The sequence below is a fragment of the Streptomyces sp. NPDC028289 genome, from assembly GCF_055565975.1.
In genome coordinates this window covers 137,091-163,054 of sequence record NZ_JBVHTI010000010.1, presented here as the reverse complement: position 1 = coordinate 163,054, position 25,964 = coordinate 137,091, and the positions used below count along the sequence as shown (strand labels likewise).

Sequence of the window (25,964 nt, the reverse complement as noted above, 5' to 3'; positions counted from 1 at the left end):
CTCCCTGGAGGACTCACCAGACCCGCAAAGAACGAGTCAAATGCCGCGTCGGAGTCGCTGCAACAGGTGCGCGGGCGGACTCGGCCGAAAGGAAGAGCAGCGCGGTCACCCCGGGGGGCGTAACCGCGCGGGCACGGGCGCGTTGTTCTGCATGACGGCCGTGGCGGGGAAGACCCCCCGAGCCCCCACCACGGCCGCTGACTTCTCTCCCGTGCCGAAGGCTCACGCGAGCCCGGCGCGCTCCAGGGCCTCGGCGCCGGCCCGCAGCGAGGCGAGCCGCTCGTCCAGGGCGAACCCGGCGGGCGCGAGGGAGAGCGTGGTGACCCCGGCGGCCGCATAGGCCTTCATCCGGTCGGCGATCCGCTCCACGGAGCCGAGCAGCGTGGTCTGGTCGATCAGGTCGTGCGGTACGGCGGCCGCGGCCCCGTTCTTGTCCCCGGACAGGTACTTGTCCTGGATCTCGGCGGCCTCCCGCTCGTAGCCCATCCGCTGGGCGAGCTGGTTGTAGAAGTTCTGCTTGCGGCTGCCCATACCGCCGACGTACAGCGCGGTGTAGGGCCGGAAGGTGTCGGCGAGCGAGGCCACGTCCTTGTCGTCGCCGACGGCGAGCGGCAGCGTCGGGCAGATGTCGAACCCGTCGAGGGTCCGGCCTGCCTTCTCCCGGCCCGCGCGCAGGTACTTCACGGCCGTCTCCTCCAGGTGCTCGGCGGAGGGGAAGATCAGCAGCGCGCCGTCGGCGATCTCGCCGGTCTGCTCCAGGTTCTTCGGGCCGATGGCGGCGATGTAGACCGGGATGTGCTCGCGCTCCGGGTGCACGGTCAGCTTGATCGGCTTGCCGGGGCCGCCCGGCAGCGGCAGCGTCCAGTGCTCGCCCTCGTACGACAGCCGTTCCCGGGTCATCGCCTTCCGCACGATCTCCACGTACTCGCGGGTGCGGGAGAGCGGCTTGTCGAACTTGACGCCGTACCAGCCCTCGGAGACCTGAGGTCCGGAGACGCCGAGGCCGAGCCGGAAACGGCCGCCGGAGAGGGAGTCGAGGGTGGCGGCCGTCATCGCGGTCATGGCGGGCTGCCGGGCCGGGATCTGGAAGATGGCCGAGCCGACGTCGATGCGCTCGGTCTGGGCGGCGACCCAGCTGAGCACGGTGGCGGCGTCGGAGCCGTAGGCCTCGGCGGCCCAGCACACGGCGTACCCGAGCCGCTCGGCTTCCTGCGCCACGGCCAGGTTGTCCCCGTCCATCCCGGCACCCCAGTAGCCGAGGTTGATCCCGAGTTTCATGGCCGCTCCCCTTACCGATCAGTAACGTCGCTGTTGCGAGAGACCTTAGCGCGGGGATTTTCCTGGCGGAGGTTCGGTTCGCGTTCGACTGCGGGCAGTGGGGGCTGGTCGCGCAGTTCCCCGCGCCCCTGGGCGGGTCGGCTCCCGTCCCCTGCAAACGCACCGCTGCCTTGTGAAATCGGTTATCCACAGGCAACCCAACGCACCAGCTCTGGCCAGTAATCTCGCGGGCATGGAGCAGAGGCATCTCGGCCGTACCGGCCTGCGTGTGTCCAGAATCGGACTCGGCACCCTCACCTGGGGCCGGGACGTCGACGAGCACGACGCCGCGGACATGCTGAAGGCGTTCTGGGAGGCCGGCGGGACCCTCGTCGACACCGCGGACGTCTACGGCGACGGTGAGGCCGAGTATCTGCTCGGGCAGCTCATAGAAGGGCTGGTGCCCCGCCGGGACCTGGTCATCTCGACGAAGGCGGGCAGCGTCCCCGACCCCGACCGGCGTTACAACGGCTCGCGCGGCCACCTGCTCGCCGCACTGGACGCCTCCCTGGCCCGCCTCGGCACCGACCACGTCGACGTCTGGCACGTGCACGCCTACGACCCGGACACCCCGCTGGAGGAGACCCTGCAGGCCCTCGACCTGGCGGTGAGCAGCGGTCGCGCCCGGTACGCCGGGGTCTCCAACTTCTGCGGCTGGCAGCTGGCGAAGGCGGCGACCTGGCAGCTCGCGGCACCGGGCACCCGCACCCGGCTGGCCAGCACGCAGCTGGAGTACTCGCTGCTCCAGCGGGGCATCGAGCGCGAGGTGCTGCCCGCCGCCCTCGACCTGGGCATCGGCCTGCTGCCGTCCTCCCCGCTGGGCCGGGGCGTGCTGACCGCGAAGTACCGGCACGCCACTCCCCCGGACTCGCGCGGCGCCTCCGAGCATCTGGCGCCGTTCGTCGAGCCGTATCTCGACGACACCGCGACCCGGATCGTGGACGCGGTGCAGACGGCGGCGGACGGGCTCGCGGTCACCCCGCTCCAGGTGGCGCTCGCTTGGGTGCGGGACCGGCCGGGCGTGACCGCGCCGATCGTCGGCGCGCGCAACGCGCAGCAGCTCTCGGGGGCGTTGTCAGTGGAGGCGCTTACGCTTCCTGACGAGATCTGCCGGGCGCTCGACGATGTGTCGGCGCCTGTGCACCGCTATCCCGATCACGACTGGAGCACGCTGTGAGCACGGAGCCGGGGCTGGGCGACAAGCCCGAGGCCGACGAGGGCACGACCGCCGGGGGAACGACGGAGACCGGCAACCTCACCGCCGGCCCGGCCGCGGCGAGCGGCACGGCCGCGAACGGCGGCCCCTCGTCCGAGGCGGCCGAGGACAGCGGAGCGGAGGCCGCCGAAGCCCTCACGGCCGGCTCCGACGGGGTGGACGCGGATGGTGACACGGCGGCCGACGGGTCCCGGTCCGGCGGCGGACCGGCCGTCGGCGAAGGGGACGCGGCGAGCGGCGAGGCCGTCGGCGAGGGGGGTGCCGAAAGCGCGGCCCAGCAGTCCGAGGCCGCGGCCGAGTTGGCCGCTCAGCGGGTCGAGCGGGAGCGGATCGAGCGGCGGAAGGCCGAGAAGTCGGCGCCGATCGAGAGCGGGACCAAGCTCAGCGGCAAGGCGGCCGACCTGCTCGCGGCGATCCGGGCCGTGGAGAGCGGCGGGAAACCGGCGGCCACCGTCTTCACCGCCCCGGAGCCGGCCCCCCGCCCGGCGGCCCCCGCCCCGGAGCCCGCCCGCAGGCCCCGGCCCGTACCGGCCGCCGCCGGGCCCGCCACGGAGACGATCGCGGACGTACGACGGGTCCTGTCCGACGGCGGTGCGCCCGAGTCCCTCGCGCCCCAGGTCGCCACCGCTCTCGGTGAGGGCGCGGAGACGCTGCTGCGGGAGGACCCCTGGCAGCTGCTCCGGGTCACCGGGGTACGGCCGGACCAGGCCGACGGGTTCGCGCGGGCGCTGCTCGGCGCCGAGTGCGGTCCGGACGACGAGCGGCGCGGCCGGGCGATGACCTGCTGGCTTCTCGAGCAGGCCGCCGTGGCCGGGCACACCGCGCTGGAGATGCCGGCGCTCGCCGCCGCACTGGCCCAGCGCGCGGTGCCCGACCCGGAGGCGGCCGTACAGGACGCGCTCGCGGAGGGCGAGGCACTGGTCTTCCAGGACCCCCTGGATCCGAGCGCCCCGGAGCCCGAGGACGACGAGGAGGAGCGGCCGGTCCGGGTCCTGGTCGCCCTGGAGCGGTACGCGCTGGCCGAGGAGAGCCTCGCCGACGGGCTGGCCCGGCTGGTCAACTCCCTGGCCAAGGACGCCTCGGAGCCCTGGGAGGCGGCCGCGGCGGCGGCCTCCGGCGGCGCGGCGGAGCTGGCCCGGGCGGTCGCCGGGCACGGCCTGGTGCTGCACACGGGCGGCGAGGCGGCCCGCGCCGAACCCGCGGGCCTGCTCAGCGCCGCCCACGCGGCCGGACTGCGCGCCTTCGCGGTCACCCACACCCCTGACGGCAGCCGGCGCCTCGGGGGCGGCGCAGAGGCCGTGGGCACCGTCGCCGACCTGCTCGCCGGCGCCGCGGGGCCCGGCCGGGACGCGGACGGCGCCCTCGACCTCGACCTGCTGGTCGTGCTGGACGCGCCCCAGCTGGACGTGGAGGGTGCGGCGATGCTCGTGGAGGCCCTGCCCGACGGGGCCCGGCTGGTGCTGAGCGGGGATCCGGCGGTGCTGTGGTCCGCGGGCCCCGGGCGGGTCTTCGCCGACCTGCTCGCGGCCCGGGTGTGCCCGCAGATCGCCTCCCGCACGCCCGACCCCGGCCCGCTCGGCGAACTGGTCTCCGGGATCGGCGTCGGCGAGCTCACCCAGGTCGAGGCGCCCGGCAAGGAGGTCGTGATCGTGCCGGTACGGGACGCGGGCGAGGCGGTGCACCGTACGGTGCAGCTGGTCGCCGACTCCGTCCCGCGCGCGCTCGGCGTCCCCGCCGAACAGACCGTGGTGATCACCCCGGGCCACGGCGGAGCGGCCGGTACCCGCACCCTCAACAGCGCCCTCAAGGAAAGGCTCAATCCGGGCCCCGGCCGCTTCGGCGGCTTCGACCCCGGTGACCGGATCGCCTACTCCCCCGCGCCGGGCCGTACGGTGCCGGGCCAGGTGGTGACGGCCGACGCGGACGGGCTGCACCTGTCGTGCGCGGGCGCGCCCGTGGTCGTGCCGAAGGAGCGGGTGGAGCAGGCGGTCCGCCACGGCTGGGCCCTGACCGCCCACCAGGCGGCGGGTGGCCGCTGGCCGGCGGCGGTCGTGGTGCTGCCCGGGGACGCGGTCCAGTCGCTCAGCCGCCCCTGGGTGTACACGGCGTTCAGCCGGGCGGAGCGCCACCTTTCGGTGGTCCACGGCGTGGAACAGGCCCTGCCCAAAGCGGTGGCCGAGACCCTGCCGAAGCCGCGGACGACCCGTCTGCCGCTGCTGTTGAAGACGCAGGTCCCGGCGGCGGGCTGACCGGCGTCCCGGCGGCTCGGCCCGGGCCGAGCCGCCGGCCGGTGGATCAACGCTCGGCGTCCAACGGCTCCAGATCCTCGTCCTCGTCCAGGTCGAGGTCGTCCAGCTCGTCGGTCTCCCCGGCGTCCTCGCCGTCCTCCGCGTCCTCGTCGTCGAAGACCGCGCTGACGTCGAAGCGGCACACCACCCGCTGCGGGTCGACCCCCTCGAAGGGTGCCTCCAGCCACTCTCCGGGCTCGGCCGGCTCGTCCGCCGCGGTCACCCAGAGCGTGGAGTCGCCCTCCTCCAGGCCGAACTCCTTGTGCCGGGAGGCGATCTCGTCCGGCTCGAACTCGCCGAACAGGACGCCCAGCGCCCCGTGGATCGTGCCGGCCGCGTCCTCGTCCGCGCCGGGGCCGTCGTCGTACTCCGCCGCCTCGACCCGCTGGGCCTGCGCCAGCAGCCGCTGCGGTTCCGCCACGGCGTAGTCGCGGCGGATCAGCACGCTGATCGCGTTCGGTTCCTCGGGGCCCGCGTACGGCGGCAGCGAGTCGTCCGTACCGGGAATCTCGAAGGGTGTGACCTCGTCGTAGCGGTCGTACAGGAGCTCGTCGTAGACCTCGGCGGCCGCGGCCAGCTGGTTGAACGCCTCGTAGACAGCCGGGTCGTCCTCCCCCGACCTGCGTTCGACCGCGGCCAGATGGCGGTCGAGCGCGGTCTTGACCGCCTCGGCGGCGGCGCGTACCTCGGCAGCGGTGGGCTGCGCAGCATCAGACATAGTGCAGACGCTATCCGTACCGGGCACCAGCCCGCACAATAGATGCGATGCCGGAATACGAATTTGTCGACGTGTACGTACCTCGCGGGGTGTCCCGCAAGGAGGCCACACGTCTGCTGACGGACCATGCCGAGTACGGACACTGGGAGTTGGACCGACTGAGCCTCATGCGCGACGGCAGCCGCAGGGTGCGGTTGCGCCGGCGGATCATCCGCCAGGTGCGTGCCACATGGTGAGACTGGCCGACTGACGGAAAGGGCCCCGCGTCGACGGGGCCCCTACCGTTCCACGCACCGCCGCCGGTGCGTCACCGTCCGTGCGCTACGCAGCGGCGCGCGCCCTGCGGTACAGGACCGCGCCCGCGAGCAGCGCGCCCGCGCCCGCCGGGAGCGCGAGACCGAGCGGCAGGTCACTGCCTGTGTGCGCGAGCTGCGGGGCGGCGACGGGCTGACTCACCGAGGCGCTGCCCAGCGGATTGACGACGCTGGAGCCGTGGGCACCGGTCGGGACGGTGTTGCCCCCGGAGTGAGCGGGAGGCGTTCCCGGGTGCTGACCCGGAGTGCCCGGGTGTCCCGGCTGGCCCGGGGTCCCCGGGTGTCCCGGGTGTCCCGGCTGCCCCGGAGTTCCGGGATTCCCCGGCTTCCCGGGCGGGTTGCCCCCGTGCCCAGGTGGCGTGCCATGGCCGCCATGCCCACCGTGACCGCCATGGCCGCCATGGCCTCCGTGACCACCATGACCTCCGTGACCACCGTGTCCGGGCGGCTGCGTGGGGTGACCCCCACCCGGATGTCCCGGAGTTCCGGGGTGCCCGGGGTGTCCTGGGTGCCCCGTGTGGCCGGAACCCCCGCCGTTGGCGCACTCGTTGCCCACCGCGGCGTTGCCGACGCCGATGACGTTGACGCTGTTGCCGCAGACATTGACCGGGACGTCGATCGGCGCCTGCACGGTGTTGCCCGAGCCGACACCGGGCGAGCCCGCGGTGTGTCCCCCGGCGTGCGAGCCGCCATGGCTGCCGTGACCACCGTGACCGCCGTAGCCTCCGGTGTCGCCGTAGCCCGTCGAAGCACCGCCCCCGCCGCCCCGGTTGGCGCACTTGTTGCCCATCGACGGGTTGAGGGCGCCGACGACGTTCACGGTGTTCCCGCAGACGTTCACCGGTACGTGTACCGGCGCCTGCACGGTGTTGCCGGAGAGCACGCCGGGTGAGTCGGTGGCGGAGCCGACGGCTCCCGAGTCGGCGTGGGCGTAACCGCCCGCCGCGGCGATCACGCCGGTCGCCGCGGCCACTGTCATAAGGCCCTTACGGGTACTCTGTCGCATTTTATGAATTCCCCCCTGCCTTGGATCCTGACCTAGCATTCACCGCAGAGAAAACCTGCGGAAAAACCGGCCGGCCCCGGAGCGCATGGCGCGCGCTCCAGGGCCGACGGAAAGACGACGCCCCTCAGGGAGTCGGCGTCACTTGTTGATGCAGGTGTTGCCGAAGGCGGGGTTCAGCAGCCCGATCACGGAGATCGTGTTGCCGCAGACGTTCACCGGGACGTGCACGGGAACCTGGATCACGTTGCCGGAGATGACACCCGGGGAACCCACGGCAGCACCCTGGGCACCCGAGTCGGCGACGGCCAGGCCCGCGCCCGCGAGAACCAGACCACCAGTGGCAGCCGCAGCAGCGACGACCTTCTTGAGCATTATTCCTCCTTGTTGGCAATGCGATTCCAAGTAGCGGATCGCATGAGATGTAACGAGGAGGGAGTAATGGAGCTACGAGCTTATCGTCGCATTCACTCTTTTCAGTCGACCTCGTACAGCCGCCCGATTAGCTGAAGCCAGGGCTTCACGACCCGTACGGCTTCACGACGCGTCGATGAAGCGGTCGAGCACGCGCACGCCGAACTGCAGCCCGTCCACCGGCACCCGCTCGTCCACGCCGTGGAACATGCCCGCGAAGTCCAGCTCCGGCGGCAGCTTGAGCGGCGCGAAGCCGAAGCCGCGGATGCCGAGGTCGTCGAAGGACTTGGCGTCGGTGCCGCCGGAGAGCATGTAGGGGATGGCCTTGGCCGTCGGGTCCTCGGCGAGCAGCGAGGACTGCATGGCCTCCACCAGGGCCCCGTCGAAGCTGGTCTCCAGGGCTTTGTCGGAGTGCACGTCCGAACGGACCACGTTCGGGCCGAGGATCCGGTCGAGGTCGGCGAGGAACTCCTCCTCGTGACCGGGCAGGAAGCGGCCGTCCACGTGCGCGGTGGCCTCGCCGGGGATGACGTTGACCTTGTAGCCGGCGTTCAGCTGGGTCGGGTTGGCGGTGTTGCTGAGGGTCGCGCCGATCAGCTTGGCGATGCCGCCGAGCCGGGCCAGCGTCGACTCCATGTCCTCCGGGTCGAGCTCGGTGCCGAGCGCGTCGCCCAGCTCGTCGAGGAAGGCCCGGGTGGTCTTGGTGACCCGCACCGGGAACCTGTGCCGGCCGAGCCGGGCCACGGCCTCGGAGAGTTCGGTGATCGCGTTGTCGCGGTGGATCATCGAGCCGTGCCCGGCGGTGCCGGCCACCTTCAGCTTCATCCAGTGCATGCCCTTCTCGGCCGTCTGGATGAGGTAGAGCCGGCGCTGCTCGTTCACCGTGAAGGAGAACCCGCCGACCTCGCTGATCGCCTCGGTGACGCCGTCGAAGAGGTCCGGGTGGTGGTCGACCAGGTGCCGGGCGCCCCAGGTGCCGCCGGCCTCCTCGTCGGCGAGGAAGGCCAGCACGATGTCCCGGGGCGGCTTCCGGCCGCTGCGCAGCCGGTCCCGGACGACCGCCAGGGTCATCGCGTCCATGTCCTTCATGTCGACGGCGCCCCGCCCCCACACGCACCCGTCCGCGATCTCGCCGGAGAAGGGGTGGTGGGTCCAGTCGTCGGCGTTGGCCGGTACGACGTCGAGGTGGCCGTGGATCAGCAGGGCGGGCCTGGAGGGGTCCGCGCCCTCGATGCGGGCCACCGTCGAGGCGCGGCCCGGGTGGGACTCGAAGATCTTCGGCTCCAGGCCGACCTCGGCGAGCTTCTCGGCGACCCACTCGGCGGCCTTGCGCTCACCGGGACCGGAGTGGTCGCCGTAGTTGCTGGTGTCGAACCGGATCAGCTCGCGGCAGAGGTCCACGACCTCGTCCTCGCCGGTGACGCCCCTGGCCGTGTCCGTCTCGCTCACGCTGCTTCCTTCCGCTGTCACTGCCGCCCGGTCCCCGCCATCCTCTCTCCCTTCCCGCTCCGGGCCCAAGGCCGGTCCCGGCCCGTCACACGCCGTTCACGCCCGCGGGTCCCGGAACGGGGTGTGATCGGCCACCCCCGAAAGCCTGGTAGTGTTTCCTCCGTCGCCGCGAGGGAAACCCGCACGGAACACTTCGCACGACAGACACCTTGTCCGGGTGGCGGAATGGCAGACGCGCTAGCTTGAGGTGCTAGTGCCCTTTATCGGGCGTGGGGGTTCAAGTCCCCCCTCGGACACCATGAAGGAAACCATGAAGAAACCCCTGCTGAGCAGGGGTTTCTTGGTTTTTGAGCGGTTTTTGGAGTGGAGCGCGGGCGACCACCTCACGGTGGGCGCCGCTGTCTCAGCCGAGGCCGTCCAGGCCGCCTATTCGGCCGTCACGCAGGGCGACGGCGGAGGTGAACGCACGGAGCGTGGTGCGGTCCAGCAGGAGCGCGGGCCCGTCGGGCCGCTTGCTGTCGCGGACGGCGACCGTCGCCTCGTCGACGATCCCGCATTCCACGCAGTCGGACTGTGATGCGGACGCCGAGGACTTCCACCAGGTCACCGGCAGAGTCGACGCGTCGTCAACGTGCTTCATTCGCTATTCGTTCTTCCTTATCTGGGTGATCAGTTCCACCGACGCCTCGACGGACTCGGCGGCAGACGTGAGGCGTTGCCACGCGGCCCGGTGCGTGGAGACCCGATCACGTTCCTCGATGTACAGGGCGGAGGTCAGCCCTTCCTGGTGGACGACGTCCAGGTCCGTGTGCGGACCGAAGCCCAGGATGCTGAAGGTGCCGGTGAGCCCGGCGTGCAGGGGAGCGTCCGATCTCAACACCTGGATGTTGATGTTCGGCCGCCGCCCCATCGTAAGCAGGCGCCCCAACTGCTCGTACATCAGGGCGGGATCCTCGGTGGTGGAGCGCAGGGCCTGTTCGGAGATGATCGCCCAGAGCGCCAGCGGGTCGCTATCCCGGGTGAGGACGGCCTGGCGTGCCAGCCGTACCTCGACGAGCGCGTCGACCCGTGCCTCGACCGCCTCGGACATGGCGGTCGCCCGGATGATCTCGCGGGCGTACTCGGCGGTCTGGAGCAGTCCGGGGACCATGCCCAGCTGCCAGGTGGAGACCGTCTCGGCCTCCGCCTCCAGGCTGATCAGGTCCTCGTACACCGGGGTGAGGACACCCCGGTACGAGTGCCACCAGCCGCGCCGGCCGCCCTCCTTGGTGAGCGTGATCAGGGCCGCGCGCAGTTCGTCGCTCACGTCGCGGCCGAGTTCGCCGTACAGGTGGAGCAGCGCCTGGATGTCCGCTGCCTTGGGGGCGGTCTTGCCGGTCTCCATCCGGGACAGCTTGGAGGAGACGAACGCGCCCTCGGAGTGCTCGGCAACCTCGTCGAGGGTGAGTTCGCCGCGCAGTTCGCGCAGCTTCGCACCGAGCCGTCGCCGGCGCACCGTGGGCGTGCTCACGGGTTCCCCCTTCTGTCCGGTGAACTGCCCGACAGTCTGCCCGTGCCGCGCCGACCCCCGCCACCGACTGACGACTTGTGCCGCAAGTCTCTCAAGGCGATGCGCAATATTTCACATCTCGTGGGACGTATTGCTATCGACTGTGCCGTGAAGGCACCATGAATCCGGGAAATACGACAGTGACCGCACTCGCATGGCGAACTACCGTGCCTGCGTTGGGACATGCCCGTGAGGGGATGCACATGATCGAACGCCAGCGGAGCACCACGACCGAACCCCGCCCCGTGCAAGTCGCCCCACCGCCGGTCCTGTTACTGGCCAGCGAACCTCAGTCGGCCAAAGCCGCCCGGCTGTTCGTGAGCGACTTCATCGCGCACCACACCCCCGACGCCTCCCGCGACCACATCGACGCGGTCGCCCTGGTCACCTGCGAGCTGGTCACCAACTCCCTGCGCTACGAGACCGACCCGGACGACCCGGTCCGTCTCGTCATCGACACCGACGGCTCCCGGACCCGGGTCGAGGTGCACGACCCGCTGGGCCGCCATCCCCGGCTGCGCCCCATCTCGGTCGAACGGGACCGGGGGCGCGGCCTGCTGATCCTCGACGCGCTCTGCTCGGGCCGCTGGGGTGTGGGCAACCTGCCCTGGGGCAAGTCCATCTGGGCCGAGGTCAGCGCCGCGTGACGTCCGGCGCCTCGTGACGTTTCCTCCGCCCCCACGGCGACGGCCGGTTCCGCGGCGTTCTCTCCCCCCTCTCCGCCGCAGGGCCGGCCGTTGTCGTACGGACCGCCGGACACATGGAGTTGACCTGCCTCACGCTGTGTGTCCCATCTCTCGTCGTGCGCGGAGAATCCCAGGTCAGGAGTTGCTTAAGATTCAAGGGACTGCTCCGAACGGCCGTCTCCAGGTGGCCGCGAGATGAACGGGAACCTAGCGTCGTACTAATATTTCCGGCTTGTTACCTAGCCGGAGCCGGACAACCCCAGGCAGACCTGCGGGCCCGCCGGCACCCCGGAGGTTCCGGGAACGAGACGCGAGGACCGGATGGCAGCGATTGACGAGAGCAGTGCTCTCGGCCTGCTCGACGAAGAGATCCGCGAGGAGTTCGGGGACACGGCACGGTTCTCGGCCGGGGCGGCGGCATCGCCGCGCACGCTCGTGGACGTGTTCGAAGCAACGGTACGGGCGCACCCCGATGAGCCCGCACTGGACGACGGCACCGCCCAGCTCACCTACCGCGCGCTCGCCACCGAGGTGGCGCGGCTGCGGGTGCGGCTCGCCGAGGCCGGGATCGGGCTCGGGGACCGCGTGGGCGTCCGGGTCCCCTCCGGGACCAATGACCTCTACATCGCCGTACTCGGCGTCCTCGCGGCCGGTGCCGCGTACGTGCCCGTCGACGCCGAGGATCCGGACGAGCGGGCCGCACTGGTGTTCGGCGAGGCGGAGGTGGCGGCCGTCCTCGGCGAGAGGCTGCACATCGACGTACGCCGCGCCTCCGAGCGGTCCTCAGGCCGTCCCGGCGCCGAGCACGACGCCTGGATCATCTTCACCTCGGGGTCCACCGGCAAGCCCAAGGGCGTCGCCGTCACCCACCGCAGCGCCGCCGCCTTCGTCGACGCCGAGGCCGCGCTGTTCCTGACCGAGGAGCCGATCGGGCCCGGCGACCGGGTCATGGCGGGCCTCTCGGTGGCCTTCGACGCCTCCTGCGAGGAGATGTGGCTCGCGTGGCGCTACGGCGCCTGTCTGGTGCCGGTGCCGCGCTCCCAGGTGCGCTCCGGCGCCGACCTCGGCCCCTGGCTGGTCGAGCAGGAGATCACCGTCGTCTCGACCGTGCCCACCCTGGCCGCCCTCTGGGAGCCCGAGACCCTCAACGACGTCCGCCTCCTCATCTTCGGCGGCGAGGCCTGCCCGCCCGAGCTGGCGCAGCGGCTGGTGACCGAGGGCCGCGAGGTCTGGAACACCTACGGCCCCACCGAGGCCACCGTGGTCGCCTGTGCCGCCCTGATGACCGGCGAGGAGCCGATCCGCATCGGGCTGCCGCTGAACGGCTGGGAGCTCGCCGTCGTGGACGACGCGGGCGTGCCCGTGGCCATGGGCGAGAGCGGCCAGCTGGTGATCGGCGGGGTCGGCCTCGCCCGGTACCTCGACGCGGAGAAGGATGCCGAGAAGTACGCGCCGCTGGAGTCGCTGGGCTGGGAGCGGGCGTACCGCAGCGGTGACCTGGTGCGCGCCGACCGTGAGGGGCTGGTCTTCCTCGGGCGCGCCGACGAGCAGATCAAGCTCGGCGGCCGCCGGATCGAGCTGGGCGAGGTCGACGCGGCCCTCCAGGCGCTCCCCGGTGTCGCGGGCGCGGCGGCGGCCGTACGGACCGCGCGCAGCGGCAACCAGCTCCTGGTCGGCTATGTCGTCACCCAGGACGGCTGGGACCACGCGGCGGCCGTCGAGAAGCTGCGCGCCGAGCTGCCCGCGGCCCTCGTGCCGCTGCTTGCGCCGGTCGCCGAGCTGCCCACCCGCACCTCCGGCAAGGTCGACCGCAACGCCCTGCCCTGGCCCCTGGAGGGCCTGGAGACCGGCGGCCCGGCCGAGCAGCTGTACGGCACCGAGGCCTGGCTCGCCGAGCAGTGGACCGAGGTCCTCGGCATCCCGGTGGGCAGCGCCTCCGACGACTTCTTCGCGATCGGCGGCGGCAGCCTGTCCGCCGCCCAGCTCACCACCCGGCTGCGCACCCGCTACCCGAGCGCGGCCGTCCTCGACATCTACCAGCAGCCGGTGCTGCGCAAGCTGGCCCGCCGGCTGGAGGAGTCCGTGCAGGACGACGGCGCCGAGCGCACCGTCGCGCCCGTGCCGCGCGGCGCCCAGCTGGTGCAGCTGCTGCTCCTGCTCCCCCTGTTCACCCTGCTCGGGCTGCGCTGGACGGTGGTCCTCGCCGCGCTCGGCAACGTGCTGGGCGGCTACGGCTGGCTGCCCACCGCGCCCTGGTGGCTGGTCGCCGTCGGGGCTCTGGTGCTGTTCACCCCGCCCGGCCGGATCGCGATCGCGGCCGGTGGCGCGCGGCTGCTGCTGCGGGACCTGAAGCCGGGCACCTACCCGCGCGGCGGCTCCGTCCATCTGCGGCTGTGGGCGGCGGAGCGGCTGGCCGAGTCCGCCGGGGCGACCACGCTGACCGGGTCCTGGCTGGAGCGGTACGCGCGGGCGCTCGGCGCCAAGATCGGTCCCGAGGTGGACCTGCACTCGCTGCCGCCGGTCACCGGCCTGCTCAGGGTCGGGCGGGGCGCGGCCGTGGAGTCCGAGGTGGACCTGTCCGGCTCCTGGCTGGACGGGGACCGGCTGGTGATCGGCCCGGTCCGGATCGGCGCCCACGCGGTCGTCGGGACGCGCAGCATGCTCTTCCCGGGCGCCCGCGTCGGCAAGCGCGCCGAGGTGGCCCCCGGCTCGGCGGTCACCGGGCAGATCCCGACCGGCCAGCGCTGGGCCGGCGCCCCGGCGGTCAAGCTGGGCAAGGCCAAGCGGAACTGGCCCAAGCACCGGCCGCAGCGCGGCACCTACTGGCGGGTGATGTACGGCCTGACGGGTCTCGGGCTCAGCGCGCTTCCGGTGCTCTCCGGTGCCGCCGCGCTGCTGGTCGCCGGGCGTTTCGTGGCCCCCGGCGACGGCCTCGCCGAGGCCCTGCGGGGCGCGGCGGTCGCGCTGGTCCCGGCCACGCTGGCCTTCGGGCTGGCGTACGCCCTGCTGATCCTGGTCTCCGTGCGGCTGCTGAGCCTGGGGCTGCGCACCGGCACCTACCCGACGCACAGCCGGACCGGCTGGCAGGCGTGGACGGTGTCCCAGCTGATGGACCGCTCCCGCGAGACGCTGTTCCCGCTGTACGCGGGCCTGGTCACGCCGGTGTGGCTGCGGCTGCTCGGGATGCGGATCGGGCGCGGGGCCGAGGTGTCGACCGTGCTCGCGCTGCCGACCCTGACGACGGTCGGCGAGGGCGCGTTCCTGGCCGACGACACGCTGACCGCGCCGTACGAGCTCGGTGGCGGGTACGTGCGGATAGGGCGTGCGGAGATCGGGCGGCGGGCGTTCCTCGGGAACTCCGGGATGACCGCGCCGGGCCGCAGCGTGCCGGACGGCGGTCTGGTGGGGGTGCTGTCGGCGACGCCGAAGAAGGCCAAGAAGGGCACGTCGTACCTGGGGCTGCCGCCGGTGAAGCTGCCGCGCAGCGCGGCCGACGGCGACCAGAGCCGGACGTACGAGCCGCCGGCCCGGCTGCTGTGGGCGCGGGCGCTGGTGGAGACGTGCCGGATCGTGCCGGTGCTGTGCTCGGTGGCGCTGGCGGGGCTGACGGTGGCCGCGCTGTGCGCGCTGGGTGCCTGGGCGCCGCTGCTGTCGGGGCTGGTGCTGCTCGGCGCCGGTGCCGTCGCCGGTCTGGTGTCCGTGCTGGCCAAGTGGGTGCTGGTCGGGCGGCACCGCAGCGGGGAGCACCCGCTGTGGAGCTCGTTCGTGTGGCGCAACGAGCTGGCCGACACGTTCGTCGAGGTGCTGGCGGTGCCGTGGCTGGCCGGCTCGGTGCCGGGTACCCCGGTGATGACGGCCTGGCTGCGCGGGCTCGGCGCCCGCATCGGCAGGGGCGTCTGGGTGGAGAGCTACTGGCTCCCGGAGACGGATCTGGTCACACTGGAGGACGCGGCCACCGTGAACCGCGGCTGTGTCCTGCAGACTCACCTCTTCCACGACCGGATCTTGCGGACGGATACTGTGGTTCTCCGTGAGGGCGCCACCCTGGGCCCTGGCGGGATCGTGCTGCCCGGCAGCACGATCGGGGCCCGCACCACCCTGGGTCCCGCGTCGCTCGTCATGGCGGCGGAGTCGGTCCCCGACGACACCCGCTGGCTCGGCAACCCGATCGAGGCATGGCGTCCCTGAGCGCGGGCCGTCCGGTGGTGGCCGCGGGCATCGGTGCACCGAGGGACGGTTCGAGCACAGCGCAGGGAGCGATCGCGGAAGTGGCAGTGCAGCAGTCAGCGGGTCCGGACCCGTACTTCCCGGACAACGGCGATTCCCGGTACCGGGTGCATCGCTATGAGCTCACGCTGGACTACCGGCCGGGACCCAACCGCCTGGCCGGCATGGCCCGGATCAACGCGATCGCGGGCCGTGCCGCGCTGCCCGAGTTCCAGCTGAACCTGGCCGACTTCAAGATCGGGCGGATTCGGGTGGACGGCCGCCAGCCGCACTGGACGCACCGCGGCGGCCGGCTGCGGGTCAAGCCCGCGAAGCCGCTGCGCGCCGGGGCCGCCTTCACCGTGGAGATCCACTGGTCGGGCAACCCCAAGCCGGTGAACAGCCCCTGGGGCGGGATCGGCTGGGAGGAGCTGACGGACGGCGCGCTGGTGGCCAGCCAGCCGGTCGGCGCGCCCTCCTGGTTCCCGTGCAACGACCGGCCGGCCGACAAGGCGTCGTACCTGCTCTCGGTCACCTGCCCGTCGGCGTACTCGGTGGTGGCCGGCGGCCGGCTGCTCACCCGGACCACGAAGGCGTCCACGACGACCTGGGTGTACGAGCAGGCGGCGCCGACGTCGAGCTACCTGGTGAGCCTGGCGATCGGCAAGTTCCAGACGGTGCTGCTCGGCGACCCGGGCTTCGGCGGGATCCCGATGCACGGCCACATACCGGCACAGCTGCTCCCGGAGTTCTCGCGGGACTTCGCGCGGCAGCCCGCCATGATGGACCTGTTCCAGCGGCTGTTCGGGCCGTATCCCTTCGACGAGTACGCCGTGGTCGTCGCCGACGAAGAGTTCGATGTCCCCGTCGAGGCCCAGGGGTTGTCGCTGTTCGGCGCCAACCACGTGGACGGGGCGCGGGGTTCGGAACGCCTGGTGGCGCACGAACTCGCCCACCAGTGGTTCGGCAACAGCGTGTCCATCGCCGACTGGCGGCACATCTGGCTGAACGAGGGGCTCGCCAAGTACGCGGAGTGGCTGTGGTCGGAGCGGTCCGGCGGCCGTAGCGCCCAGCAACTGGCGGCCGGCGCCCACCGGTTGCTGTCCGGACTGCCGCAGGACATCCGGATCGCGGCCCCGGGCAAGAAGGCGATGTTCGACGACCGGCTCTACGAACGCGGCGGGGTCACCATCCACGCGGTGCGCTGCGCGCTCGGCGACGAGCGGTTCTTCCACATGCTGCGGGCGTGGGCGGGGCTGCACCGGGGCGGGTCAGTGACGACCGCGATGTTCACGGCTCACGTCAACCGGTTCGCGGACGAGCCGCTGGACGGCCTCCTCGACGCCTGGGTGCACCGCACGGCACTGCCCGCGCTCCCCACCCTGGCGATCCCGGCACGTCCGGCCCAGCCGCCCACCAACGCCGAGTCGGCGTAGGGGGCTTGTCCGTGGCACCGAAGCGACCCCGGCAGCAGTCCGCCGCCTGCCCGTGCGGTCTCGCGGAGACGTACGAGAACTGCTGTGGCCGGTTCCACCGCGGTGCGGCGGCGCCCACCGCGGAGGCGCTGATGCGCTCGCGCTACAGCGCCTTCGTGAAGCGTGACGAGCCGTACCTGCTGCGCACCTGGCATCCCCGGACCCGGCCCGCCCGGCTCGACCTGGACCCCGGGATGCGGTGGACCGGTCTGGAGATCCTGGCGACGACCGACGGCTCGGCCTTCCACTCCACCGGCACGGTGACCTTCCGCGCCTCGTTCCGGGACGGCTCGCTGCTGGAGCGCAGCCGGTTCGAGCGGGTCGACGGGGCCTGGGTGTATCTGGACGGGGAGTTCCCGGAGCAGTAGGGCTACGGCGCGAGGATGTCCAGCTCCTGGAGGGCGCCCGCCGTGATCTCGCGGGTCAGGTGTTCCGCGCGGGACGCGTCGCCCTCGCGCACCGCCTCCGCGAGCTGGACGTGGAGGGTGACGGCGGCGGGGTCGGGGTCCTCGAACATGACCTCGTGCTGGGTACGGCCCGAGAGGACCTCGGCCACGACGTCGCCGAGCCGGGCGAACATCTCGTTGCCCGACGCCACCAGGATCACCCGGTGGAAGGCCACGTCGTGGAAGAGGTACCCCTCCAGCCTGTGGCCGCGTGAGTTGGCGACCATGCCGAGGGCGCACTCGGTGAGCTCGGCGCACTGCTCGGCCGTGGCGTGCCGCGCCGCCAGGCCTGCCGCCACCGGCTCGATCGCCGAGCGCAGCACGGTGAGCGAGCGCAGCTGGTGCGGGCGGTCGGCGCCGGCCAGGCGCCAGCGGATGACCTGCGGGTCGTAGACGTTCCACTCGGCCTTCGGGCGGACGGTGACGCCCACCCGGCGGCGGGACTCGACCAGGTGCATGGATTCGAGGACCCGGACCGCCTCGCGCATCACGGAGCGTGACACCTCGAAGTGCTGGGCGAGCTCGTCGGTGCGCAGGACGCTGCCCGGCGGGTACTCGCCCGCGGTGATGGCGGGGCCGAGGGTGTCCAGTACTCGGCCGTGCAGGCCCCGGCCCGGTGTGCTCATGCACTCAGCGTACCGAGTGGATCACAGGGCCAAAAAGTCAGACTTATTAGTCACAGACTCTTGAATTCGTCGTACCTAATGGGTTTCAGTGAGGCCGACACCGGATGTCGTACGCCGGTGTCCTCTCGTCGAGGTCTCGGCGAGGACCCGAGGCATCCGAGGAAGAGAGCGAGGCAGGGATGCGGACCCCTCACGTCGTCGTGGTGATGGGCGTCGCCGGCACGGGCAAGACCACGATCGGTCCCCTGCTCGCCGCCCGGCTCGGCGTCCCGTACGCCGAGGGCGACGACTTCCACCCGCCGGCCAACATCGCCAAGATGTCGGCCGGCCACCCGCTCGACGACGCCGACCGGTGGCCGTGGCTGGACGCCATCGGCGCCTGGGCACACGGGCGGGCGGGGCTCGGCGGAGTGGTCAGCAGCTCCGCGCTGAAGCGGTCGTACCGCGACCGGCTCCGGGCCGCCGCCCCCGGCATCGTGTTCCTGCACCTGACCGGTGACCGGCGGCTCATCGAGGACCGGATGTCGCACCGGCAGGGCCACTTCATGCCGACCGCGCTGCTGGACTCCCAGTTCGCCACGCTCCAGCCGCTGGAGGCGGACGAGGCCGGTGTCGCCGTGGAGGTCTCGGGCACCCCCGAGGAGATCACCGCACGGGCCGTCCGCGCGCTCGACGCGCTGCCCGACCGCACCCCTCAGTAATCACCCAGTTCCCGTTCCGACAACTGCAAGGAACCCCGTGACCAGACTCAGCGTCGAGATGCTGGCAGCGGACACCGTCGCGCCCATCACCTCGGCCGGACACGCCCGGCTCGGCATCGCCGTCCTGCTGGGCATCGCCGTCATCGTCCTGCTCATCACCAAGTTCAAGCTCCACGCCTTCCTGGCGCTGACCATCGGCTCGCTCGCGCTCGGCGCGTTCGCCGGGGCGCCGCTCGACAAGGTCATCACCAGCTTCACCACCGGGCTCGGCGCCACCGTCGCCGGCGTGGGTGTCCTGATCGCGCTCGGGGCGATCCTGGGCAAGCTGCTGGCCGACTCCGGCGGCGCCGACCAGATCGTCGACACGATCCTCGCCAAGGCCGGCGGGCGGGCGATGCCCTGGGCGATGGTGCTGATCGCCTCCGTGATCGGGCTGCCGCTGTTCTTCGAGGTCGGCATCGTGCTGCTCATCCCGGTGGTGCTGATGGTCGCCAAGCGCGGCCACTACTCCCTGATGCGCATCGGCATCCCGGCCCTCGCCGGTCTGTCCGTGATGCACGGCCTGGTGCCGCCGCACCCCGGCCCGCTGGTCGCGATCGACGCGGTCCACGCCAACCTGGGCGTCACCCTGGCCCTCGGCGTCCTGGTCGCGATCCCGACGGTGATCATCGCCGGTCCGCTGTTCTCGAAGGTCGCGGCCCGTTGGGTGGACGTGCAGGCCCCCGACCGGATGCTCCCGCAGCGTCCGTCCGAGGAGCTGGCGAGCCGCCCCGGCTTCGGCGCCACCCTCGCCACCATCCTGCTGCCGGTCGTGCTGATGCTGTCCAAGGCACTGGTCGACATAGTCGTCGACGACCCGGCGGACACCGTCCAGCGCGTCTTCGACGTCGTCGGCTCCCCGCTGATCGCGCTGCTCGCGGCCGTCATCGTCGGCATGTTCACGCTGGGCCGGCCGGCCGGGTTCTCCCGGGACCGGATCTCGCAGACCGTCGAGAAGGGGCTCGTGCCCATCGCGGGTATCCTCCTCATCGTCGGCGCGGGCGGCGGCTTCAAGCAGACGCTGATCGACTGCGGTGTCGGCCAGATGATCCTGGAGATCTCCAAGGACTGGTCGATCCCGGCCCTGCTGCTGGCCTGGCTGATCGCGGTCGCGATCCGCCTCGCGACCGGCTCCGCGACGGTCGCCACGGTCTCCGCGGCGGGCCTGGTGGCTCCCCTCGCCGCCGACATGTCGACGGCCCACACGGCCCTCCTGGTCCTGGCCATCGGCGCCGGCTCGCTGTTCTTCAGCCATGTCAACGACGCGGGATTCTGGCTGGTCAAGGAGTACTTCGGCCTGACCGTCGGCCAGACCCTCAAGACCTGGTCGGTCATGGAGACGATCATCTCGGTGGTGGCGGGCGGCCTGGTGCTGCTGCTGTCCCTGGTGATCTAGAGGCGGGACGGGAGCGGCGTCCGGCGGTGCGGTCGACGAGGCACCGCCGGACGCCGTCGGCATGCGTTCGGCGGCGTCTCGCGGTTACGGCCGCCACAGGGGATGTTCGCGCTTGGCCCACTCACGGCTCACCGTTCCCGTGCGCAGGCCCCGTCTCGCCTCCGGGTCGCCCAGGGCCATGCCGACGTGGCCGGCCAGGACGATGCCGATGGTGAGGGCCAGCCAGTCGTGGACGAAGGTGGCCGAGGTGCGCCACATCAGGGGGGTGAGGTGGGTGAACCACATCAAAAGGCCCGTGGCGAGCATGACGAGCGTCGCGCCGGCGATCCAGTTCGCGTAGATCTTCTGCCCGGCGTTGAACTTGCCCGCCGGCCGGGAGGACGGGCGCTTGTCACGGCTCAGGGCGGCGTGCAGCCAGAGCTTGTCGTGGGGGCCGAAGCGGTTCAGGAAGCCGAGGTCCCTGCGGAAGGCACGGGAGGCGAGGCCCAGGAGGACCGGGACCGGAAGGGCGAGGCCCGCGCACTCGTGGATGCGGACGACCAGTTCGCGGCGGCCGACCAGGATCGCCAGCTGCGGGATGTAGAGGCAGGCGGCCGTCGCGACGCAGAGGCCCATCAGCAGCGCCGTGGTGCGGTGGATCCAGCGCTCGGCCGCGGTGAAGCGGTGCAGCCGGTCCGTGGCGGCCGGGGCCTCAGCTCGTAGGCTCATCGTCACGTCCGTTCGAGCGGCCGACCCAGGCGTCGACGTCGTAGCCGAGGTTCTCCCAGTATCCCGGTTCGACCTTGTCGGTGACCGTGATGCCGGAGAGCCACTTGGCCGACTTGTAGAAGTACATGGGGGCGACGTAGAGGCGGACCGGGCCGCCGTGGTCGTGGGTGATGGCCTTGTTCTGCATGCGCAGCGCGACCAGGACGTCCGACCGGCGCGCCTGGTCGAGGGTGAGGCTCTCGGTGTACGCGCCGTCGAAGCAGGTGAAGTGGATCGCCTTGGCACTGTCCCGGACGCCCGCCAGGTCCAGGAGGTGGGAGAGGCGGACGCCCTCGAAGGGCGTGTCGGGCACCCGCCAGCCGGTCACGCACTGGACGTCCTTGACCAGCCTGGTCTGCGGCAGGGCCCGCAGGTCGGCCAGGGTGTACGTCTGCGGCTTGTCGACCAGGCCGTCGATCTTCAGCTGGTAGTCCGCGGCGGTCTTGTCCGGCACGGACCCGGTCACCGAGTAGTAGCGGAAGCCGCCGCCGTTCGGGAGGAGTCCGGTCAGACCCGTGGGGTCCTTGCCGGAGAAGGCGCCGAGGACCGTCTCGGTCATGCGCTGCAGCACCGGCGCGGTCACCAGGCCGAGCGCGCCGAGACCGATCGTGCCGAGGAACACCCGGCGGCCGACCGGGCTGCCCTCCTCGGTGCGCCGTGGTTCCTCGGATCGTTCAGAGTTCACGCACTCATTCGAACACCGTCGGGCCGTGTTCGGCCACGGAATCCGGCGGCCGTAAGGAATCCACAACCTCTTCTCATGAACCGCGCAGCGTCCGCCCGCGGGCCGCCCGGAACGCCTCGCACGGGTCGCGGTCCGGGTACGACCAGGGCGCCGCGGTGGCATGGCGGCCGATCCGCTGGAACAGGGCAGCGGCCTCGGCGTACCGGCCGGCGCCGAAGGTGGCGTGGGCGAGGTGGTTGAGGTCGATGTACCGGCGGGGGTGCTCCTCGATCCCCCACTCCAGCCACCAGTCGAAGGCGGCGCCCAGGGCGCGCAGCGCGGACGGCTCGGTCCAGTGCCCGGCGGCGGCCGGGTCGGCGGGAGCCCGGCCGGCGGCGGCCAGCGCCCGGTGGCGTTCGGTGTGGGCGACGACCGGCAGGACGGCGAGCGGGGAGTCGGCCGGGGCGTCGGCCGCCGCGCGTTCCGCGAAGGCGCGCAGCTCGTGCGTCCCCCGGGTCTCGGTCTCCGCGATCCGGGCCGCCATCAGGTGGTGGGCGTGGTGGTGCTCGGGATGCCGGCGGCGCACCTCGGTGAAGACGCGGCGCGTCTCCTCGTGGGTGCCCAGGTGGCGGGCGAGCAGCAGGAGGCCGAGCCAGGGGGTCGGGTCGGCGGGGGCGAGTGCGGCGGCGCCGGCGCAGGCCTCGCGGGCCCGGTCCGGCTCCTCCTTGCCGCGCAGGGCGCGCCGGACCAGGGTCAGGGCGTACAGGGTGGCGGCGCCTGCGGAGCCGGGCTCGGCGAGCAGCCACTCGCGGGCCCAGGCGATGGCGTAGGGCTCGCGGGCGAGGACCGTGACGCGGTGGCCCCGGCGGTCCCATTCATCACCCGTGTGGAGCAACAGGGAGCGGGCGGACTGCCAGCGGCCCTGGGCCAACGCGGCCCGCGCGGAGATGAGTTCGGCGTCGTCGAAGGCGTCGTCGGGACAGTGTTCGCACCCGGGGTGCGCTGTCGCGGGAGGAGCCTCGGCGACGGCCGGGCCGGGGCCTGCCACGGCCGGGCCTGGGCCCAAGAGGGGCGGGGTTGGGGGCACCGCGGAACTTCCTGGTTGTCGGGCTGCCATCGGCCGATCACGCACAGCAAACCCCCAGCCAAGACTTTGCGTCAAGTTGAACGGGGCTGGTACTCCGTTCAACTACCTTGCGCGGAGCGGAACTTGACGCGCGCCGGGGTCCGGTTGGCGTACGGTGGCCGTGGGGCTCCGGGTTCCGGCTGTGGTGTACGCCATGGCGCGGGCCGCCCGGGCGTCGGACCATGGCCGTAGGGTCCCGTCGCCGCTCCGCACCGCCCACCGTGATCGACCCGGGCGGCGTGACCGAGTCAACCGCCCGGTTCCGGGTACTCCCGGAGCAATCCCCATCCGGGAGCGCTACAGTCGGCCACTACGCACTCCGTAGCCCGGCCGCAGATCGAGGTACGCAGCGTGTCCGTTCTGGTTCTGATTCTCGCCGTGAGCGCGGCCTGTTGCCTGGGCTTCGGGTTCGTGCTCCAGCAGAACGTCGCCCAGAAGGCACCGCTCAGCGACTTCCTCTCGCCCCGGCTGCTGCTCGACCTGATGCGGGTGCCGCGCTGGCTCGGCGGTATCGGCCTGATGGTGGCCGGCATGATCCTCGGCGCGATCGCCCTCGGCAAGGGCGAGATCTCCCTCGTGGAACCACTGCTCGCGACGAACCTCCTGTTCGCCCTCGCGCTCTCCCGGCACCAGACCAGGCATCCCCTGAGCCACCAGGGCTGGGCGGGCCTCATCCTGCTCGCGGGCGGGGTGACCTCGTTCATCCTGGCCGGACAGCCACGCGGCGGCGACGCCGTCACCAACCCGCTGCGCCACTGGCTGATCATCGGCGTGATGGTCGGCATAGCCCTGCTGCTCACGACCTACGCCAAGCGGTCCCGCCTGAGCGCGGGCCCCACCCTGCTCGCCCTCGCCGCCGGCCTGCTCTACGGCGTCCAGGACGCCCTGACCCGGGTCACCAGCACCCGCTTCTCCGAGGGCGGCATCATGGAGGTGCTGACCGGCTGGCAGCCGTACGGCGTGCTGGTGCTCGGAGTCACCGGGCTGATCCTCGTCCAGAGCGCGTTCGAGACGGCGGAGCTGCGCAACTCGCTGCCCGCGCTCACCGCGGCCCAGCCGCTCGCCGGGATCCTGTGCGGGGTGGGGTTCCTCGGGGACCGGCTGCGCACCGACACCGGGGCGCTGGCCTGGGAGGCGGCGGGGCTCGCGGCGATCGTGGCGGGCATCGTGCTGCTCGGTCTGCATCCGGCGATGCCGCGCGGTACGGCGCCGAAGGAGCCGTCACTGGACCTCCAGCCGCGCTGACGCCGACGGCCGCCCGCCTGGTTGGATGGCGGCATGAGCGCTGCTGACGAGATCCTCGACATCGTCGACGAGAACGACCAGGTGATCGGCACGTCCCCGCGCGGTGAGGCGTACGCCCGGGGCCTGCGCCACCGCTGCGTCTTCATCCAGGCACGCGATGCCGCCGGCCGCGTCTTCGTCCACCGCCGCACCGCGACCAAGCTGGTCTTCCCCTCCCTGTACGACATGTTCGTCGGCGGTGTGGTCGGTGCGGGCGAGTCCTACGACGACGCGGCGCTGCGGGAGGCCGAGGAGGAACTGGGCGTGAGCGGTCTCCCCCGGCCGACGTTCCTCTTCAAGTTCCTGTACGACGACGGCGCCGGGCAGAGCTGGTGGTCGGCGGTGTACGAGGCGCGCTGCGAGCTGCCGGTGCGACCGCAGGTGGAGGAGGTGGCGTGGCACGACTTCCTGAGCGAGGAGGAACTGCTGTCTCGGCTCGGGGAGTGGGAGTGGGTGCCGGACGGGGTGGCGGCGTGGGAGCGGCTGCGGGAGTGGCGGGGCTGAGGCGGGGGGACGCTTACCGGCGCTGGCAGGGTGCTCCCCCGGCCGAAGGCTGGGGGAGGAACTGCGCGATCAGCCCCCACCGGCCCGCACCCGGACTACGACGGCCCCCCGGTAGGCTTCCTACACGTGATCGAATTCGTACGGAACGTCCGCCTGTGGTTCGCCCCCGAGGTCGTGCGGCAGGAGGGCACGACCCCCGACTACCGTTTCTCCCTCGCCAACGAGCGGACCTTCCTGGCCTGGCTGCGCACCGCCCTCGCCCTCATCGGCGGCGGATTCGCCGTGGACCAGTTCCTGCCCGACCTGGGCCGCGGCTGGCGCATCGGCCTCGCCCTCGCCCTCCTCGCCGCAGGTGTCCTCTGCTCGTTGCGCGCCGTGAACCACTGGATGCGCTGCGAGCGGGCGATGCGGCGCGGTGAGGACCTGCCGGTGTCCCGGTTCCCGGCACTGCTGAGCGTGGTCATCGCGGTGGTCGCCGTAGCGATGGTCGTCGTCGTGCTCGTCGGGTGGGAGGGATGACGGAGCCGTCCCGCGACCCCGGGCTCCAGCCGGAGCGGACCCGGCTGGCCTGGCGCCGTACGACCCTGTCGGCGACCGTCGCCGCGGTACTCGCGGCCAAGACCGCACTGCACGGCAGCACCTCGGCCGCCGGCGTCGTCGCCTGCGCCGCCTGCTGCATCCTGTGGCTGGGCTTCCTCCTGGTCGCCCACCGCCGTATCCGCGCCCTCGCGGTCATCGGCCACCCCCCGGCTCTCACCCCCCGGCAGGCGGCCGCGGCGGTGCTGTGCACGGTCGCCGTCGCGCTGTGCGCCGCCGCACTGGTCGTGTAGCCCCCCGTCGGCCGCCGTTCAGCCCTCCTCCGGCCAGTCCACGGTGACCACCAGCTTGCCCCGGGTGTGCCCCTGCTGGCTGCGGCGCTGCGCGTCGGCCGCCGCCCTCAGGGGAAACGTGTCGGCGACGTGGACGCTGAGCACGCCCTGCTCCGCGAGCGCGGTGAGCCGGGTGAGGTCCTCGGTGTCGGGGCGCACGAAGCAGTAGCGGCCGCCGAAGTCCACCACGTCCGGGTCGGCGATCGAGGCCATCCGGCCCTCGGGGGCGAGGAGGTTCGCCGAGACGGTCAGGGCCTCCCCGCCGACGGTGTCGAAGACGGCGGCCACGCCCTCCGGAGCCAGTCCCCGCACGCGTTCGGCCAGGCCCGCGCCGTAGGTCACCGGCTCGCCGCCGAGGCCGCGGACGAAGTCGTGGTTGGGCTCGCTCGCCGTGCCGAGGACCCGGGCGCCGAGGTGGACCGCGATCTGGACGGCGAGCGAGCCGACCCCGCCGGCTGCGGCGTGCACCAGGACCGTCTCGCCGCGCTTGACCTCCAGGGCGTGCACCAGCACCTGGTAGGCGGTGAGGCCGGCCAGCGGCAGCCCGGCGGCCTGCTCGTAGGTGAGGTTGCGCGGCTTGCGGGCGAGGGTGCGCACCGGGGCGGCGACGTACTCGGCGAACGTGCCCCGGGAGAGGAAGTCCTCGCGGACGTAGCCGATCACCTCGTCGCCGACCGCGAACTCGGTGACGGCGGCGCCCGGCTGCACGACCACCCCGGAGACGTCCCAGCCGGGGATCACCGGGAAGACGGCGTCCAGGATGCCGTGCAGTTGGCCCTCGCGGCACTTCCAGTCGACCGGGTTGACGGCCGCCGCGCGGACTTTCACCAGCACCGAGTCGGGGCCGACCTTCGGGTCCTTGACCTCGCCGTACTCCAGCACCTCGGGGCCGCCGTACCGGCTGTAGCTGATGCCTTTCATGCAAAC

The 25,964-nt window shown here is 72.4% G+C and carries 25 protein-coding genes and 1 tRNA gene; 14 read left to right on the top strand and 12 right to left on the bottom strand.

The window, feature by feature from the left end:
- Positions 1-222: 222 nt before the first annotated feature.
- Entirely contained in the window at positions 223-1,278 is a 1,056-nt protein-coding gene (locus tag ACZ4UV_RS43165; protein ID WP_351490158.1) for an LLM class F420-dependent oxidoreductase, read from the bottom strand.
- A 232-nt stretch (positions 1,279-1,510) separates the two neighbouring features.
- Between ACZ4UV_RS43165 and ACZ4UV_RS43160 the strand changes: the two genes are divergently transcribed.
- Complete coding sequence (locus ACZ4UV_RS43160) at positions 1,511-2,494, top strand: aldo/keto reductase (protein ID WP_351490155.1); 984 nt, start codon at positions 1,511-1,513, stop codon at positions 2,492-2,494.
- Positions 2,491-4,782 carry a helix-hairpin-helix domain-containing protein gene (locus ACZ4UV_RS43155; RefSeq protein ID WP_467845811.1) on the top strand — a complete coding sequence of 764 codons (2,292 nt, stop codon included), beginning with the start codon at positions 2,491-2,493 and terminating at the stop codon, positions 4,780-4,782. Before ACZ4UV_RS43160 ends, ACZ4UV_RS43155 begins: the two co-directional genes overlap by 4 nt.
- A gap of 46 nt (positions 4,783-4,828) precedes the next feature.
- Here the strand turns inward: ACZ4UV_RS43155 and ACZ4UV_RS43150 are convergent, their stop codons facing one another.
- Positions 4,829-5,539 (bottom strand): hypothetical protein, encoded by a 711-nt coding sequence (locus tag ACZ4UV_RS43150; protein WP_467845806.1) that lies wholly within the window; start codon positions 5,537-5,539, stop codon positions 4,829-4,831.
- A 47-nt stretch (positions 5,540-5,586) separates the two neighbouring features.
- Here ACZ4UV_RS43150 and ACZ4UV_RS43145 point away from each other — a divergent pair, with 47 nt between their 5' ends.
- Positions 5,587-5,775 carry a DUF5703 family protein gene (locus tag ACZ4UV_RS43145; RefSeq protein WP_046732800.1) on the top strand — a complete coding sequence of 63 codons (189 nt, stop codon included), beginning with the start codon at positions 5,587-5,589 and terminating at the stop codon, positions 5,773-5,775.
- Between the two features lie 85 nt (positions 5,776-5,860).
- On the opposite strand, the gene ACZ4UV_RS43140 is transcribed toward ACZ4UV_RS43145, so the two are convergent.
- The 3 genes from ACZ4UV_RS43140 to ACZ4UV_RS43130 form a co-directional block, all read right to left on the bottom strand.
- Positions 5,861-6,859, bottom strand: a complete 999-nt coding sequence (locus ACZ4UV_RS43140; protein WP_467845802.1) for a chaplin — start codon at positions 6,857-6,859, stop codon at positions 5,861-5,863.
- 138 nt (positions 6,860-6,997) lie between these two features.
- Complete coding sequence (gene chpH, locus ACZ4UV_RS43135; RefSeq protein ID WP_046732802.1) at positions 6,998-7,231, bottom strand: chaplin ChpH; 234 nt, start codon at positions 7,229-7,231, stop codon at positions 6,998-7,000.
- A gap of 162 nt (positions 7,232-7,393) precedes the next feature.
- Positions 7,394-8,719, bottom strand: coding sequence for a M20/M25/M40 family metallo-hydrolase (locus ACZ4UV_RS43130; protein ID WP_451019602.1), 1,326 nt, complete (start codon positions 8,717-8,719; stop codon positions 7,394-7,396).
- 211 nt (positions 8,720-8,930) lie between these two features.
- On the opposite strand from ACZ4UV_RS43130, the gene ACZ4UV_RS43125 reads away from it, so the two are divergent.
- A tRNA-Leu gene (locus ACZ4UV_RS43125) sits at positions 8,931-9,018 on the top strand.
- Positions 9,019-9,122: 104 nt separating this feature from the next.
- Here the strand turns inward: ACZ4UV_RS43125 and ACZ4UV_RS43120 are convergent.
- Entirely contained in the window at positions 9,123-9,359 is a 237-nt protein-coding gene (locus tag ACZ4UV_RS43120) for a DUF397 domain-containing protein (protein WP_390046159.1), read from the bottom strand.
- A 3-nt stretch (positions 9,360-9,362) separates the two neighbouring features.
- On the bottom strand, positions 9,363-10,229 hold the full coding sequence (locus tag ACZ4UV_RS43115; protein WP_351501568.1) for a helix-turn-helix domain-containing protein: 867 nt from the start codon (positions 10,227-10,229) through the stop codon (positions 9,363-9,365).
- Between the two features lie 242 nt (positions 10,230-10,471).
- Between ACZ4UV_RS43115 and ACZ4UV_RS43110 the strand changes: the two genes are divergently transcribed.
- The 4 genes from ACZ4UV_RS43110 to ACZ4UV_RS43095 all read left to right on the top strand — a co-directional run bounded on the left by ACZ4UV_RS43110 (position 10,472) and on the right by ACZ4UV_RS43095 (position 17,003).
- Entirely contained in the window at positions 10,472-10,915 is a 444-nt protein-coding gene (locus ACZ4UV_RS43110; protein ID WP_351501570.1) for an ATP-binding protein, read from the top strand.
- Positions 10,916-11,275: 360 nt separating this feature from the next.
- Positions 11,276-15,142: a Pls/PosA family non-ribosomal peptide synthetase gene (locus ACZ4UV_RS43105; protein WP_390046157.1), complete on the top strand. Its 3,867-nt coding sequence runs from the start codon at positions 11,276-11,278 to the stop codon at positions 15,140-15,142.
- Positions 15,143-15,222: 80 nt separating this feature from the next.
- On the top strand, positions 15,223-16,596 hold the full coding sequence (locus ACZ4UV_RS43100) for a M1 family metallopeptidase (RefSeq protein WP_351501574.1): 1,374 nt from the start codon (positions 15,223-15,225) through the stop codon (positions 16,594-16,596).
- An 11-nt stretch (positions 16,597-16,607) separates the two neighbouring features.
- Complete coding sequence (locus ACZ4UV_RS43095; protein WP_451021927.1) at positions 16,608-17,003, top strand: YchJ family protein; 396 nt, start codon at positions 16,608-16,610, stop codon at positions 17,001-17,003.
- Between the two features lie 2 nt (positions 17,004-17,005).
- On the opposite strand, the gene ACZ4UV_RS43090 is transcribed toward ACZ4UV_RS43095, so the two are convergent.
- Positions 17,006-17,707 (bottom strand): FadR/GntR family transcriptional regulator, encoded by a 702-nt coding sequence (locus ACZ4UV_RS43090; RefSeq protein ID WP_351501578.1) that lies wholly within the window; start codon positions 17,705-17,707, stop codon positions 17,006-17,008.
- 179 nt (positions 17,708-17,886) lie between these two features.
- Here ACZ4UV_RS43090 and ACZ4UV_RS43085 point away from each other — a divergent pair, with 179 nt between their 5' ends.
- Complete coding sequence (locus tag ACZ4UV_RS43085) at positions 17,887-18,408, top strand: gluconokinase (protein ID WP_351501580.1); 522 nt, start codon at positions 17,887-17,889, stop codon at positions 18,406-18,408.
- A gap of 37 nt (positions 18,409-18,445) precedes the next feature.
- Positions 18,446-19,843, top strand: a complete 1,398-nt coding sequence (locus ACZ4UV_RS43080; protein ID WP_351501582.1) for a GntT/GntP/DsdX family permease — start codon at positions 18,446-18,448, stop codon at positions 19,841-19,843.
- 84 nt (positions 19,844-19,927) lie between these two features.
- On the opposite strand, the gene ACZ4UV_RS43075 is transcribed toward ACZ4UV_RS43080, so the two are convergent.
- From ACZ4UV_RS43075 to ACZ4UV_RS43065, 3 genes are all read right to left on the bottom strand, one after another.
- The gene (locus tag ACZ4UV_RS43075) at positions 19,928-20,551 is read right to left on the bottom strand and encodes a cytochrome b/b6 domain-containing protein (protein WP_451021929.1); all 624 of its coding nucleotides are present in this window, start codon (positions 20,549-20,551) and stop codon (positions 19,928-19,930) included.
- On the bottom strand, positions 20,535-21,275 hold the full coding sequence (locus ACZ4UV_RS43070; protein ID WP_451021930.1) for a molybdopterin-dependent oxidoreductase: 741 nt from the start codon (positions 21,273-21,275) through the stop codon (positions 20,535-20,537). The genes ACZ4UV_RS43075 and ACZ4UV_RS43070 overlap by 17 nt, the downstream gene beginning before the upstream one ends.
- 73 nt (positions 21,276-21,348) lie before the next feature.
- Positions 21,349-22,341 (bottom strand): hypothetical protein, encoded by a 993-nt coding sequence (locus ACZ4UV_RS43065; protein ID WP_451021931.1) that lies wholly within the window; start codon positions 22,339-22,341, stop codon positions 21,349-21,351.
- Positions 22,342-22,731: 390 nt separating this feature from the next.
- Between ACZ4UV_RS43065 and ACZ4UV_RS43060 the strand changes: the two genes are divergently transcribed.
- The 4 genes from ACZ4UV_RS43060 (at position 22,732) to ACZ4UV_RS43045 (ending at position 24,998) form a co-directional block, all read left to right on the top strand.
- Entirely contained in the window at positions 22,732-23,625 is an 894-nt protein-coding gene (locus ACZ4UV_RS43060; protein ID WP_351502847.1) for a DMT family transporter, read from the top strand.
- Between the two features lie 33 nt (positions 23,626-23,658).
- The gene (locus ACZ4UV_RS43055) at positions 23,659-24,168 is read left to right on the top strand and encodes an NUDIX hydrolase (RefSeq protein WP_390046138.1); all 510 of its coding nucleotides are present in this window, start codon (positions 23,659-23,661) and stop codon (positions 24,166-24,168) included.
- 126 nt (positions 24,169-24,294) lie between these two features.
- Entirely contained in the window at positions 24,295-24,687 is a 393-nt protein-coding gene (locus ACZ4UV_RS43050) for a YidH family protein (RefSeq protein ID WP_189264843.1), read from the top strand.
- Positions 24,684-24,998 (top strand): DUF202 domain-containing protein, encoded by a 315-nt coding sequence (locus tag ACZ4UV_RS43045; protein ID WP_451021933.1) that lies wholly within the window; start codon positions 24,684-24,686, stop codon positions 24,996-24,998. Before ACZ4UV_RS43050 ends, ACZ4UV_RS43045 begins: the two co-directional genes overlap by 4 nt.
- A gap of 18 nt (positions 24,999-25,016) precedes the next feature.
- On the opposite strand, the gene ACZ4UV_RS43040 is transcribed toward ACZ4UV_RS43045, so the two are convergent.
- Positions 25,017-25,958, bottom strand: coding sequence for an NADP-dependent oxidoreductase (locus tag ACZ4UV_RS43040; RefSeq protein WP_467845780.1), 942 nt, complete (start codon positions 25,956-25,958; stop codon positions 25,017-25,019).
- Between the last annotated feature and the right edge of the window lie 6 nt (positions 25,959-25,964).